The 12,759-nt window shown below is 70.4% G+C and carries 13 protein-coding genes; 8 read left to right on the top strand and 5 right to left on the bottom strand.

The features are described 5' to 3' along the window. Positions 1–4: 4 nt before the first annotated feature. The gene (locus ACFHWU_RS18360; protein ID WP_416568628.1) at positions 5–976 is read right to left on the bottom strand and encodes an aldo/keto reductase; all 972 of its coding nucleotides are present in this window, start codon (positions 974–976) and stop codon (positions 5–7) included. 207 nt (positions 977–1,183) lie between these two features. Here ACFHWU_RS18360 and ACFHWU_RS18355 point away from each other — a divergent pair, with 207 nt between their 5' ends. From ACFHWU_RS18355 to mshC, 6 genes are all read left to right on the top strand, one after another. Beyond that, the gene (locus ACFHWU_RS18355) at positions 1,184–2,236 is read left to right on the top strand and encodes an LLM class F420-dependent oxidoreductase (protein WP_416555801.1); all 1,053 of its coding nucleotides are present in this window, start codon (positions 1,184–1,186) and stop codon (positions 2,234–2,236) included. Then, positions 2,233–3,060: an undecaprenyl-diphosphate phosphatase gene (locus ACFHWU_RS18350; protein WP_278169005.1), complete on the top strand. Its 828-nt coding sequence runs from the start codon at positions 2,233–2,235 to the stop codon at positions 3,058–3,060. The genes ACFHWU_RS18355 and ACFHWU_RS18350 overlap by 4 nt, the downstream gene beginning before the upstream one ends. Positions 3,061–3,136: 76 nt before the next feature. Then, the gene (locus tag ACFHWU_RS18345; RefSeq protein ID WP_416555802.1) at positions 3,137–3,853 is read left to right on the top strand and encodes an MSMEG_4193 family putative phosphomutase; all 717 of its coding nucleotides are present in this window, start codon (positions 3,137–3,139) and stop codon (positions 3,851–3,853) included. Positions 3,854–3,917: 64 nt separating this feature from the next. Beyond that, positions 3,918–4,508: a DUF3090 domain-containing protein gene (locus ACFHWU_RS18340; RefSeq protein WP_278169007.1), complete on the top strand. Its 591-nt coding sequence runs from the start codon at positions 3,918–3,920 to the stop codon at positions 4,506–4,508. A 73-nt stretch (positions 4,509–4,581) separates the two neighbouring features. Beyond that, a complete protein-coding gene (locus ACFHWU_RS18335) occupies positions 4,582–5,331 on the top strand; it encodes an SCO1664 family protein (protein WP_416555869.1) in 750 nt (249 codons plus the stop codon). A 50-nt stretch (positions 5,332–5,381) separates the two neighbouring features. Then, positions 5,382–6,626: a cysteine--1-D-myo-inosityl 2-amino-2-deoxy-alpha-D-glucopyranoside ligase gene (mshC, locus tag ACFHWU_RS18330; protein WP_416591121.1), complete on the top strand. Its 1,245-nt coding sequence runs from the start codon at positions 5,382–5,384 to the stop codon at positions 6,624–6,626. A 72-nt stretch (positions 6,627–6,698) separates the two neighbouring features. On the opposite strand, the gene ACFHWU_RS18325 is transcribed toward mshC, so the two are convergent. The 4 genes from ACFHWU_RS18325 to ACFHWU_RS18310 form a co-directional block, all read right to left on the bottom strand. Beyond that, positions 6,699–7,811, bottom strand: a complete 1,113-nt coding sequence (locus ACFHWU_RS18325) for a lytic polysaccharide monooxygenase auxiliary activity family 9 protein (RefSeq protein WP_416555804.1) — start codon at positions 7,809–7,811, stop codon at positions 6,699–6,701. A gap of 197 nt (positions 7,812–8,008) precedes the next feature. After that, complete coding sequence (locus ACFHWU_RS18320; RefSeq protein WP_416555805.1) at positions 8,009–8,800, bottom strand: GntR family transcriptional regulator; 792 nt, start codon at positions 8,798–8,800, stop codon at positions 8,009–8,011. A 156-nt stretch (positions 8,801–8,956) separates the two neighbouring features. Beyond that, positions 8,957–9,979: a methyltransferase gene (locus ACFHWU_RS18315; protein ID WP_416555806.1), complete on the bottom strand. Its 1,023-nt coding sequence runs from the start codon at positions 9,977–9,979 to the stop codon at positions 8,957–8,959. Positions 9,980–10,063: 84 nt separating this feature from the next. Then, the gene (locus tag ACFHWU_RS18310) at positions 10,064–10,933 is read right to left on the bottom strand and encodes a PAC2 family protein (RefSeq protein ID WP_416555807.1); all 870 of its coding nucleotides are present in this window, start codon (positions 10,931–10,933) and stop codon (positions 10,064–10,066) included. 256 nt (positions 10,934–11,189) lie between these two features. Between ACFHWU_RS18310 and ACFHWU_RS18305 the strand changes: the two genes are divergently transcribed. Together ACFHWU_RS18305 and ACFHWU_RS18300 are read left to right on the top strand one after the other, a co-directional pair. Further along, entirely contained in the window at positions 11,190–11,951 is a 762-nt protein-coding gene (locus ACFHWU_RS18305) for a neutral zinc metallopeptidase (RefSeq protein ID WP_416555808.1), read from the top strand. A gap of 106 nt (positions 11,952–12,057) precedes the next feature. Beyond that, complete coding sequence (locus ACFHWU_RS18300; protein WP_416555870.1) at positions 12,058–12,750, top strand: HAD family hydrolase; 693 nt, start codon at positions 12,058–12,060, stop codon at positions 12,748–12,750. Positions 12,751–12,759 lie beyond the last annotated feature (9 nt).

Genomic DNA, 12,759 nt, shown 5'->3' with positions numbered 1-12,759 from the left:
GGTGTCACCCGTCGCGTTCCGGATAGCCGACCGCTGGTGCCGACACGTCGTCTAGTGCCCGGGTGATCTCCGTGGGCAGCGTCATCCGTTCGACCTGCAGCGCCCCGACCAGCTGCCCCGCCGTGCGTGCCCCGAGGATCGGCGCGGTGACCCCGGGGCGGTCCCGGACCCAGGCGAGCGCGACCTCCAGCGGTGCCACCCCCAGGCCAGCGGCGGCCGTCGAGACCGCCTCGACGATGCTGGAGCAGCGCGGCTCCAGGTAGGTCGCGACGAACAGTTCCAGATGCGGCGACGCGGCCCGGGAGTCGACCGGGCGGCCGTGCCGGTACTTGCCCGTGAGTACTCCGCGGCCGAGCGGTGACCAGGGCAGCACGCCCAGCCCCAGCGCGGCGCAGGCGGGCAGCACCTCCCGTTCGATCCCACGTTGCAGCAACGAGTACTCGACCTGTGCGGCGACCACGGCGGCTCGGCCGGGCACCGCGGCCTGCCAGGCCGCTGCCCGGGCGGTCTGCCAGCCGCTGAAGTTCGACACCCCGACGTACCGGACCCGCCCGCTGGCCACCGCCGTGTCCAACGCGCCAAGGGTCTCCTCCATCGGGGTGTCCGGGTCGTACCCGTGTACCTGCCACAGGTCGATGTAGTCGGTGCCGAGCCGCCGCAACGAGGCGTCGAGGGTACGCAGCAGATGCCAACGGGACGTGTCACGCCGCCGTGGCCCGCCCGGCCGCAACCCGGCCTTGGTAGCGATGACCAGATCCTTGCGGGGCACCATGCTGTCCAGCAGCGAACCGATGACCGCCTCGGCGTCGCCGTCGCCGTACACGTCGGCGGTGTCGATCAGATTGCCCCCGGCGTCCAGGTAGCTCTTCAGTTGCGCCGCGGCATCGTCGGCGTCGGTGTCCCGGCCCCAGGTCATGGTGCCGAGCGCGAGCCGGGAGACCGCCAGCCCGCTGCGGCCGAGCGGTCGCTGCTGCATGGATGCACCTTAAGCAGATCCTGGCGGTACGGACATCCTCACTCTCGCCGACGTCTGCTGCCGACCGGCACCGGCCGGTCGGCGAGTCGACCGGCCGGTTGTCCAGTGCCGGCGGACGATTGCGTACCCTGGTGCGGCTTGGCCACGGCCGCTGCTCCGGCAGCGCCGTCGACGCCCCGCCTGGCGGGAGATGGGGGATGACTGGGAGTGCGACTCGGACTAAATCTCGGCTACCTCACGGGCGCTGGCTCACCGGCCGACCAACTGGCGCTCGTCCAGGAGGCGGAGCGGCTCGGCTACACGGTGGTCTGGGCCGCCGAGGCGTACGGGTCCGACTCGCCGAGTCTGCTCGCCTGGCTGGCCGGCCAGACCAGCCGGATCGACGTGGGCTCGGCGGTGATGCAGATCCCGGCCCGCACCCCGGCGTCGACCGCGATGACCGCCGCCACCATCGACACGTTGTCCGCTGGCCGGTTCCGCCTCGGCCTGGGGGTCTCCGGTCCGCAGGTTTCCGAGGGCTGGCACGGCGTACGGTTCGGTCAGCCGTTGGCCAGGACCCGCGAGTACGTGGAGATCGTCCGGCTCGCGGTCGGACGCCAGCGGGTCGAGTACGCGGGCAGGCACTACACCCTGCCGCTGCCCGACGGCCCGGGGAAGGCGTTGAAGCTCAACTTCCGCCCGGCCCGGTCGCGGATCCCCGTATATCTGGCTGCGGTCGGCCCCCGCAACCTCGAACTGGCCGGCGAGATCGCCGACGGCTGGCTGGCGGTGTTCTTCTCGCCCCGCACCGCCGCCGATCAACTGGCGTTGATCGCCGCCGGCCGGGCCCGCACCGGTCAGGACCTCACCGGTTTCGACGTGGTGCCGGCCGTGCCGGTGGTGGTCGGCGACGACGTCGCCGCCTGCGCCGACCTGCTGCGCGGGTACGCCGCGTTGTACGTCGGCGGGATGGGCAGCCGGACGCAGAACTTCTACCACCAGCTGGCCACCCGGATGGGCTTCGGTGCCGCCGCCGACGAGGTGCAGGACCACTATCTGGCCGGCCGGCTGCGGGAGGCCGCGGCGGCCGTACCGCTGGAGTTCATCGACCAGACCGCGCTGCTGGGCCCGCCGGACCGGATCGCGCAGCGGATCGGCGAGTACGCCGCCGCGGGGGTGACCACCCTGTCGGTCAGTCTGTTCGACGCCGACACGGAGGCGCGGTTGGCGACGCTGCGGACTGTGGCGCGGGCGTTCGACGTGGCCGGGGTGGGGCGGTGAGCTGGATCGAGGTCATCGTGCTCGGCGTGGTGCAGGGGCTCACCGAGTTCCTGCCGATCAGCTCGTCGGCACATCTGCGGATCACCTCGGCGTTGTTCTTCGAGGCGGACGCAGGCGCCTCGTTTACCGCCGTGACCCAGTTGGGCACCGAGGCCGCGGTGCTGCTCTACTTCGCCAAGGACATCTGGCGGATCACCCGGACCTGGGTCGTCGGCATCTGGAATCCCTCGGTACGCGGCGAGCCGGACTACCGGATGGGCTGGTACGTCATCGTCGGGTCGATCCCGATCGGGGTGATCGGCCTGCTGTTCAAGGATCAGATCCGCGACGGTCTGCGTAACCTGTGGATCACCGCGACCGTGCTGATCGTGTTCGCGCTGATCCTCGCCGTCGCGGAGTACCTCGGCCGGCAGACCCGTACCCTGCAGCGGTTGACTCTGCGGGATGGCGTGATCATGGGGTTCGCCCAGGCGATGGCGCTCATCCCGGGCGTCTCCCGGTCCGGTGGCACGCTGACCGCTGGACTGCTGTTGAACCTCACCCGGGAGGCGGCCGCGCGGTTCTCCTTCTTGCTGGCCATCCCTGCGGTGGTGATGTCCGGGCTGTTCAGCCTGCCCGACGTGTTCGACCCGCAGGGCCGGGCGCCGACGGCGGCCCAGATGGTGGTGGCGACCGCCATCGCGTTCGTGGTCGGCTACGCGGCGATCGCCTGGTTGCTGCGCTATGTCGCGCATCACACCCTGTACGCCTTCGTGCTCTACCGGGTGGCGCTCGGTTCCCTGGTGATGGCGCTACTGGTCACCGGAACCATCTCGGCCACCTGACCGGACCCGACCAGACCCGACCGCTGTGACCGGGTCGGCTGCCGGCCGGCCAGGCCGCCCCCCGTAGGCTGGTCCGGTGGCGACGTTGGTACTCCTGCGACATGGTCGGACGACCGCCAACGCTGAGGGCGGCCTGGCCGGCCGGCAGCCGGTCGAGCTCGACGAGACCGGCCAGGCACAGGCCCGGGCGGTCGGTGCCCGGCTGGCCGGGGTGCCGTGGGCACAGGTGGTCAGCAGCCCGCTGATCCGCTGCCGGCAGACCGTGGAGCTGGCCGTCCCCGGGGCGACCCCGGTGATCGACGACAGGTTGATCGAGTGTGGGTACGGCGAGTGGGAGGGCCAGTCGCTGCGGTCACTGGTGAAACAGCCGCTGTGGCGGGTCGTGCAGGAGCATCCGAGCGCTGCGGTGTTCCCCGGTGGGGAGGCGCTGGCCGCCGTGGCGGCCCGCGCGGTGGCTGCGGTGCGGCACTGGAACGGTGTGGTCGACGCCGAACGCGGGCCCGACGCTCTCTGGCTGGCCTGCACCCACGGCGATGTGATCAAAGCCATCGTGGCCGACGCGCTCGGCCTGCACCTTGACCTGTTCCAGCGGATCGTGGCCGATCCGGCCTCGTTGACGGTGATCCGGTACACGACGACTCGGCCGTTCCTGGTGCGGCTCAACGACACCGGTGGTGAGGTGGCCGGGCTGGTGCCGGCGAAGCGGCGTCGGCCACGGCGTCGGGGTGGGTCGGCCGATTCCGACGCCGCCGTCGGCGGCGGCTCCGGTACCGGCGGACGTGACCGGCAGTGAGCGTACCGGTCAATCGGGTCGGTGCGTTACCGGATCGACCCGGCCGCCCGATAGGGTCGATGACATGACCCACCAGGTGCATGCCTTCGAGCCGCCGGAGCGGTTCGTTGCGGGGACCGTCGGACCGCCGGGGGAGCGGATGTTCTTCCTGCAGGCCCGGGGTGGCGGTCGCGTGGTCAGCGTTGCCCTGGAGAAGGTCCAGGTGTCGCTGCTGGCCGAAAAGCTCGAGGAGCTGCTGGCCGAGGCGCAGCGACGGTTCGGTGTCGATGTGCCGGAACTACCGACCGGGCAGTCGGACAACGAACCGCTGGAAACGCCGGTCGACGAGGAGTTCCGGGTCGGCACGCTCGGCTTGGCCTTCGACGTGGACACCACCACCGTTGTCATCGAGGCCATAGCCGCCGGTGAGCCGGAAACCGGGCTCGAAGCCGGCGACGACGACGGCCTGCTCGACGACGATGACGACGACACTGACGACGAGGTCGACGCCAGTCTGGACCGGCTCCGGGTCCGGCTGACCCCGGCGGCGGCCCGCGGCTTCATCGACCGGGCACGCCGGGTGGTGGCCGCCGGGCGTCCACCCTGTCCGCTCTGTGGTCAACCGCTGGACCCGCGCGGCCACCTCTGCCCGCGGCACAACGGCTATCACCGCTGAAGTGAGGGAGATCGGCCGGCAGCCGGCGGTGGACCGGGACGCCACCGTGCTGCGACTGCTCCATACCGGCGCGATGCGGCTCGAAGGCCAGTTGATCGACGCATCGAACACGACGTTGCGGGCCGTCATCGAGGCCGACGGGACGGCGATCCGGTGCGTGTACAAACCAGTTCGCGGGGAACGCCCACTGTGGGACTTTCCGGACGGCACCCTGGCTGGCCGGGAGGTCGCCGCCCATTTGGTGGCGCAGGCGCTCGGGTGGCCGTTGGTGCCGCCTACGGTGTTGCGTGACGGTCCGATCGGTCCGGGCGCCTGCCAGCTGTGGATCGACGAGCCGGATGGTTCCGTGCCGCTGGTCGACTTCGTCGCGGCCGACCAGGTGCCGGCCGACTGGCTGCCGGTGGCGGCGGCCCGGGACACCGACGGGAAGCCGTACGCTCTGGCGCATGCCGATGATCCGCAGCTGGCCCGGCTCGCGGTGTTGGACATCGTGGTCAACAACGCCGACCGCAAGGGCGGGCACGTGCTGGCCGGACCGGACAACGAGGTGTACGGCGTCGACCACGGCTTGTGCTTCCACGTCGACGACAAGCTGCGTACGGTCTTGTGGGGCTGGTCCGGGCGCCCGTTGCCGCCGGAGGCCGGGTCGGCGTTGCGTCAGCTGCGTACGGCAGTCGACGCGACGCTGGGCGGACAGTTGGCGTCGCTGCTCACCCAGGCCGAGGTTACCCAACTGGCCGGGCGGGTCGACGGGCTGATCGAGGCCGGGCGGTTTCCGTCGCCGCCGGCGACACGTAGCGCGATCCCTTGGCCGCCGATGTGATTCATCTGCCGTTCTCCGGCGCTGCCGGCACCGCTGGATAAGGTGGCGCCATGGACTCTTGGACCGGTCACGAGGTGCCCCGGCTGCCCGGCGCCGGTGTGCCGTTGGCGTTGTTCGACTCCGCTCGGCGGGCGGTGGCACCGACCCGGCCGGTCGACCCGGCGACGATGTACGTCTGCGGGATCACCCCGTATGACGCCACCCATCTCGGGCACGCCGCGACCATGCTCGCGTTCGATCTGGTGCAGCGGATGTGGCGGGACGCGGGGCACCGGGTGCGGTACGTGCAGAACGTTACCGATGTCGATGATCCGCTGCTGGAGCGGGCGGCCCGCGACGGGGAGGACTGGGTGGTCCTCGCGATGCGGGAGACCGCGCTGTTCCGGGAGGACATGGAGGCGTTGCGGATCATTCCGCCGGACCATTACGTGGGTGCGGTGGAGTCGATTCCGGCCATCGCCGAGCGGGTCGGCGTCCTGCTCGACCGCGGCGCCGGCTATCGGCTGGCCGATGGCACCGGTGACGTGTACTTCGACGTGGCCGCCGCGCCGCGGTTCGGCTACGAGTCGAACCTGTCCCGGGAGCAGATGCTGGTCTTTGCCGCCGAGCGGGGTGGTGATCCGCAGCGTCCGGGTAAACGTGACCCGCTGGATCCGCTGCTGTGGCGCGGTGCCCGCGACGGTGAGCCGGCCTGGGACGGCGGTCCCCTGGGCCCCGGCCGACCGGGCTGGCACATCGAGTGCGCGGTGATCGCGCTGGGTCTGCTGGGTGACCGGATCGACGTCCAGGGCGGCGGCAACGACCTGCTGTTCCCCCATCACGAGTGTTCCGCCGCGCACGCGGAGGTGCTGACCGGCACCGGCCCGTTCGCCGTCCACTACGCGCACGCCGGCATGATCGGCCTCAACGGGGAGAAGATGTCCAAGTCCCGGGGCAACCTGGTCTTCGTTTCCCGGCTGCGGGGCGACGGGGTACCGCCGATGGCGCTGCGGCTGGCGCTGATTTCCGGGCACTACCGGGCTGATCGCCAGTGGACCGACGATACGCTCAAAACCGGTCAGCAACGCTGGCACCGGTGGCGCGAGGCCGCCCGGTCCGCTGCCGGACCGTCCGGCGCAGAGCTGCTCGCCGGGGTCCGGGGCCGGCTGGCCGACGATCTCGACACCCCGGGTGCGTTGGCCCTGATCGACGAGTGGGCCGACCACGCGCTCGCCGGTACCGGAGTGGACCCGCAGGCCCCGGCGTTGATGGCCGAGACCTGCGATGCCCTGCTCGGGGTGCGCCTGCGTGACTGACCCGGCCGACCGCACCCGCGCCGGAGCACTGGTCGGGTCCGGCGCCGCCGTCGAACCCGACCAGTGCTCGAATTAGTTCGGTGTGCAGGTCAGGGTCGGTGCGACGGGGGTTCCGGTGGCCGAACCGATCAGACCGAAGCTGGTGGATGCCCCGGATCCGATGCTGCCGTTGTAACCGACGTTGGTGGCGGTGACGGTCGAACCGGTGCTGTTGATCGTGGCGTTCCAGGCCTGGGTCACCTGCTGTCCACTGGGGTTCGTCCAGCTCACCGTCCAGCGGCTGATCGGCGTTCCGCCGGCAGTCACCCGCACCTCGGCCTGGAAGCCGCCCTGCCAGCTGGCGACGACGGAGAAGGTCGCGGTGCAGCCGCCTGGCGCCGGGGTGGTCGGTGGTGCGGTGGTCGGTGATGCGGTCGTGGGCGCCGGGGTGGGCGGTGCGGTGGTCGGGGCCGGCGTGGTGGGCGGCGGGGACACGCCGGTGCCGCCGAAGTTTACGTCGCTGCAGAAGTAGTAGGTCTGGTCAGCGTGGCTGGCCTTCCAGATCAGGTAGACGAGGTGCCGTCCGGTCCGGCCGGGTGCGCTGACCGGGATGTCGACCGACACGCCGTTGAGGTTGGGGTTGCTGGTCCGGGTGCCCTCACCGGGGTCCGCGCCGTCGGTGGTCCGGACCAGCTCCAGGTCGCTCCAGCGCAGCCGCTGGGTGAGCGGGTTGAATCCCTGCCGGGTCACGTACACCAGGTGGTAGTCGGCGCCGTGCAGCGCCTGGTCGTGGTAGGTGACGGTGAAGTTCGTGCCGACGTCGGCGGCTCGCCAGTTGCCGGGTTCGTCCAGTGCGGCGTACCGGACCCCGCCGGTGTTGCCAGCGCTGCACAGTTGGCCGTCGGGGATGTGGGCCTGATGCTGGCCGTTGACCCCGTCGATGTAGAGGCTGTTCCAGTTCCACATGGCGGTGGAGTCCGCCTGCCAGGCCTGCCAGCACATCGGGTCCTCGGTGGCCATCGCGGGGTTCTGGAAGTCATTGGCCCAGCGCTCGTAGCACCCATAGTTGCGCGACGGCGGATCGATCGATGATCCGTGGGCGGTGGCCACGTCGGCGAGCGCGGTGGTGCACAGCAGTGCGGCGGCTGCCGCGACGGTGAGCACCCGGCACAGCGGTGCCCATAGAGTGGCGGTGAGGGAAGGCATGTCTGCTCCCGGACAGAGGTTGGACGGCGGTGGCGGGTTCGCCGGGACAGGCGTTCCCGCCGGATCGGATGGTGGGTAGCCCGGCCCCGCCATGCCGCGCGACCCCTCGCGGCAGTCCCGTCAAGAGATTCACATGCCTCGATTTTCTCTGTCAATAGTTTGAATGCAAAACAAAGTAAGGCGAAAGAAGTGCCGGGTCAGCCGAGTACGAGACCGGGATCCGGGTCCGGATCAGGCATGGGTGCCGGCACCCGATACTCCTCGGTCAAGGTGGTCACCGGGCCGGGCCAGGTCGCCTGGGCCACCTCGATCGGCCGCCGGTCGCCGTCGTAGGCCACGTGCAGCAGATGTAGCACCGGGGTGTCCGGACGGATCCGGAGCAGCTGCGCCTCCTGCCGGCTGGGCTGGCGGGCGCTGAGTACGTCGCGCGCCCAGACGTACCGCCGACCAGTCACCTCCTCGGCCTCCTGGTATGTGGGCCGGCCGAACGGTTCGGCCCGCTCCAGACTGGTGCCGGCGGCGTCGGCCATCCGGAACCAGGATGCTCCCACCTCGACCGGTGAGTCCTCGGTGCGGACCAGGTGGCGGCGGACGATTAGCTCGGTACCATCGGTGACGCCGAAGGCGTCGGCCACCTCGGGCACCGCCGGGGCCGGGCCGACCTCGGTCAGTTGCTGGCGGTAGCGCGCCGCCAGGTCGGCGTGGTATCCACGGTGTCCGCCGTACCGGCCGCGAGCGAGTCGGTTGAGCCGGCGTCGGGTGCCCCGTACGAAGGTGCCGGAGCCCGGCTTGGTGATCAGCAGTCCTTCGACGCGGAGCTGATCGACGGTACGCTGCGCGGTCTGCTTGGCCACGCCGTACATCTCGGCGAGCGCGGGGATGGCGGGTAGCCGTTCGCCGGGTGCCCACTCACCGCGTCGAATCCGTTCCCGGATCAGATCGGCGATCTGGCGGTGTGGAACCTCGGCGGCTCCAGGATTGACCTGCATCTGTGAACTGACCGTCCTTCCCGACGAGATACCTAGCATCCTAGGACACGAAACACGGTGTGTCCAGCCCGACTACCGACGAAGCCGCACCATCGAAACTGTCAGTAACAGGCAGCCGACCCGGCCGTCCCGCGCCGGATCAGCGCCCGGCGGCAGTCACCGCTTGCGGGCGATCAGCGCACCGTTCGCACCGGGGGCGTCGAAGACGACGGTACGGATGGAACCGAAACCGGCATCGGCCAGCCAGTCGGCGTACTCGGTCTCCGAGTAGTTGCGCCCGCCCTCCGTCTCTACCAGCATGTTCATCCCCATCAGGGCGGCCTCGGGCGGACCGGTGCGTTCGGGGTTGAGCAGTAGCTCGCAGACGACGATCGTGCCGCCGGACGGCAGTGCGTCGTGGCAGCGGGCCAGCAGCGCCCGGTTGGTCGCTTCGTTCCAGTCGTGCAGGATCATGCTGAGCAGGATGGTGTCATATCCCTGCGGGAGCTTCTCGTCGGCGAAGAAGTCACCGGCGACGGTGTCGATCCGGTCGGCCAGACCTGCGGCGGCGGCCTTCTCCGCAGCGACCGGCACGACGTGTGGCACGTCGTAGACGCTCGCCCGCAGATGCGGGTAGCGCCGGCACAGCTCGATGGGATACGCGCCCGACCCGCCGCCCAGGTCGAGTAGCCGGTGGTGGGCGCTGAAATCGTAGGCGTCGCCCAGCGCGCGGGCCGTGAAGATCGACGCGGCGTACATCGCCTCCAGGAACAGGTTCCGGATCCGCGGGTCCACGTCGGCGAAGAGCGACTCCTGGGTGTCCGGATCCCAGGTCAGTGGCCGGTCGGTACGCAACGCCTCACCGATGCGGTGCCACGGTAGGTAGGTGCGTTCGTCGCAGTAGCGAATCTGACCGCCGAAGTAGTAGGGACGGTCGGCTACCAGGAACTCCTCGGCGATCGGCGCGTTGCGGTAGCTGTTGGAGCCGGGTTGCTTGGTGAGCAGTCCGAGCGAGGCGCAGGCGGCGAGCAGGGTATCCGCCGGGCGCTCAGCCAGCCCGTACTCGTCGCACAGTTGCCCGACGGTGATGGTCCGGCCGCCGGCGAGCCTGGTGAACAGGTTCAGCTCGACGGCGGCGGCCAGGGTCTTGAAGCTCCAGAAACCGGTCACCAGACGCATAAGAGGGGTGGGGGTTAGCATCCGGACATTTTCCGGTAAAGAGCCGTCCGACTGACGGAGCTGTCAGTTAGCCGATAGATCCAGGTCGGGTATCCGTCCGGCCGGTCACCACGAACCGGCTGTCGGGCCGGCCGACCCGCCCCTGCGGCGCAGGTACTTCTCGAACTCTTGGGCGATCTCGTCACCGGTCAGCGGCTGGATACCAGCATCGCCGACCCGTTCCTCCAACTCGCGAACGTATTCGCCCAGCTCGGCGTCCTGCTCGGCGGTGGCCCGCACCCGGGCCTCCCACTTCGCCGCCTCCTCGGCCATGTCGGCCATCGGCACCGGCAGGTCGAGCACGTCCTCCACTCGGTGCAGCAGCGCCAGTGTCGCCTTCGGGCAGGGTGGGTTGTTGGCGTAGTGCGGCACGTGCACCCAGAACGAGACCGCGTCCACCTCCGCGTGGGCACAGGCGTCCTGCAGTACTCCGACGATCCCGGTGGGACCGTCGTACCGGGTCGGGACGAGCTGGAGCCGCTGCGCCGCCTCCTTCTCCGAGGCGGTCCCGCTGATCGGCAGCGGCCGGGTGTACGGCACGTCGGCGAGTAGAGCGCCGAGCAGCACCACCCGGTTGACCTCCAGGCTGTGGCACAGCTCCAGGACCTGTTCACAGAAGGTGCGCCAGCGCATGCTCGGTTCGATCCCGTGGATCAGTACCACGTCCCGGTCGGTGCCTTCCGGGCTGGCCACCATGAACCGGGTCGTCGGCCATTCGATGCGGCGCGCGTCGCCGCTGGAGCCGGTGATGGTCGGCCGGCTGACCTGGAAGTCGTAGAAGTCCTCCGGGTCCAGCGCGGCGATTTCTCGGGCCTGCCAGACCTCCTGCAGGTGCTCGACGGCCGCAGTGGAGGCGTCCGCGGCGTCGTTCCAGCCTTCGAACGCGGCGATTGCCACCGGTGACCGCAGCACCGGCAGACCGTCGAACTCGGTCACCGAGCCTCCTCGCCGTCATTGCGACCTGGCAGCGCGTGCGCGGTCGTTGCGACTACTCGTCGACGTCTGGGTGCGGGGTAGTTGTCGTGCCTCACCCTGTCAGCCTACGTGCCGATCGACGACCCGGCCCGGTGGCCGCGCCGGCTCCACCGGCGGCCTGATCCGCGCACCGCCGCCGTACGTATTGCGCAACTGGGGCAGCATGGACCGCGGACGGCAACGCGTCGCCGTCCGACAAGTGAGCGAGGAGGCCGGTATGCGCCAGCCCGGCGACCGTGTCCGCAGCCGGTTTCAGCTGGTGGCGTTGTGTGCCGCCGTCGTCGCGGCGGCGGCCTGCGCCGCGGTGCCGCTGCCCGACGACGGGCCGGGTGAACCCAACCAGCCGGCGGTGCCTGGAGGCGGTGCCACCGGAGCGGGCGCCGACGGTTCACTCGACGGCACCGACACGGTCGAGGAGTTCGAGCAGGACATCGCGGGTGCCGAAGCTCTCGCCGACCAGTACTGGTCGCAGCGGTTCGCCGGGTTCGGCGCGTCGTTCGAGCCGATCGGGCAGGCCATCGCCTACCAGCGCGACGGCGAATTGAGCTGCGGCGACCAGCTCATTCCGCGTAACAACGCGGTCTACTGCCTGACAAGTGGGTCCGAGTTCATCGCCTACGACGCGAACTGGGCATTCGACGTGTTCCAGACGGTCGGCGACTCGTTTCTGTTCTACCTCATCGGCCATGAATACGCGCACGGAATTCAGGTTCGCCTGGACCTGGATTACCGGTTCAGCATCCAGCGGGAACTGGCCGCCGACTGTCTGGCCGGGGCCTACCTCGGCGACTCGGTACGCGACGGCACGCTGCAGCTCGACGACGGTGACCTGGAGGAGTTTCAACGCGGTCTGGCGACCGTGGCGGACGATCCCGACCAGCCGTGGTTCGAGGAGGGCTCGCACGGCACCGCCGACCAGCGGATCACGGCCTTCTTCAACGGGTACGACCGGTCGCTGGCCGGGTGTGACCTGACCTGACCGTCGCCGGCCGGCAGCCTGCGCTGCGCCGTCGCCGGCTGGGCGACAGCGCTGTGATCAGGCAGGATCGTGGGACGCATGTCGTGCCCGGACCAGGGAGGTTCCGCTGAATACTCTGCCACCCGCCGCCGTCCTGTTCGACATGGACGGCACGTTGATCGACAGCGAGAAGCTCTGGGACGTGGCCCTGCGGGAGCTGGCCGTGCACTACGGCGGGCAACTGTCCGCCGAGGCTCGGTTGGCGATGGTGGGTTCGGACATGGCCACCACGATGGGGCTGCTGCATGAGGACCTGGGCCAGCCGTGGCGGGACCCGGCGACCGGCGCTGCCTGGCTGACCCGACGGGTCACCGCCCTGTTCAGCGCCGGCGTCCCGGCCCGGCCGGGCGCGTTCGAGCTGGTCCGCGCGGTACGGACGGCCGGCCTCCGCACCGCGCTGGTCACCTCGACCGAGCGTGCTCTGGTGGACGTGGCACTGCACACCATCGGGCGGCACAACTTCGACGTGGTGTGCTGCGGAGACGAGGTGCCGGCGACCAAACCCGATCCGGCCCCGTACCTGGCCGCTGCGGCCGCCCTCGGCGTGTCGGCGGTGGACTGTGTGGCGGTCGAGGATTCCCCGGCCGGGGTGGCCAGCGCGCACGCCGCCGGGGCGGCGGTGCTCGCGGTGCCGGCCGAGGCGGTGTTTCCGGTGCCGGACCGGGTCCAGGTACGGGCGAGCCTGTGCGACGTGACCGTGGCCGATCTGACCGCGCTGCTTGCCGCGTACCGGGCTGATCTGCCCCTGGCGGCCGGTTGACGGGCTGCC

It is taken from the genome of Micromonospora sp. LOL_015 (assembly GCF_048060275.1).
Classification (GTDB): Bacteria; Actinomycetota; Actinomycetes; order Mycobacteriales; family Micromonosporaceae; genus Micromonospora_E.
This window is presented reverse-complemented; position numbering and strand designations above follow the sequence as displayed.

Coding starts and splice junctions, on each gene's coding strand:
- ACFHWU_RS18360 (WP_416568628.1), bottom strand. CDS start 976: ATGCAGCAGCGACCGCTCGGCCGCAGCGGGCTGGCGGTCTCCCGGCTC.
- ACFHWU_RS18340 (WP_278169007.1), top strand. CDS start 3,918: ATGACCCACCAGGTGCATGCCTTCGAGCCGCCGGAGCGGTTCGTTGCG.
- ACFHWU_RS18335 (WP_416555869.1), top strand. CDS start 4,582: ATGCGGCTCGAAGGCCAGTTGATCGACGCATCGAACACGACGTTGCGG.
- mshC (WP_416591121.1), top strand. CDS start 5,382: ATGGACTCTTGGACCGGTCACGAGGTGCCCCGGCTGCCCGGCGCCGGT.
- ACFHWU_RS18325 (WP_416555804.1), bottom strand. CDS start 7,811: ATGCCTTCCCTCACCGCCACTCTATGGGCACCGCTGTGCCGGGTGCTC.
- ACFHWU_RS18320 (WP_416555805.1), bottom strand. CDS start 8,800: ATGCAGGTCAATCCTGGAGCCGCCGAGGTTCCACACCGCCAGATCGCC.
- ACFHWU_RS18315 (WP_416555806.1), bottom strand. CDS start 9,979: ATGCTAACCCCCACCCCTCTTATGCGTCTGGTGACCGGTTTCTGGAGC.
- ACFHWU_RS18305 (WP_416555808.1), top strand. CDS start 11,190: ATGCGCCAGCCCGGCGACCGTGTCCGCAGCCGGTTTCAGCTGGTGGCG.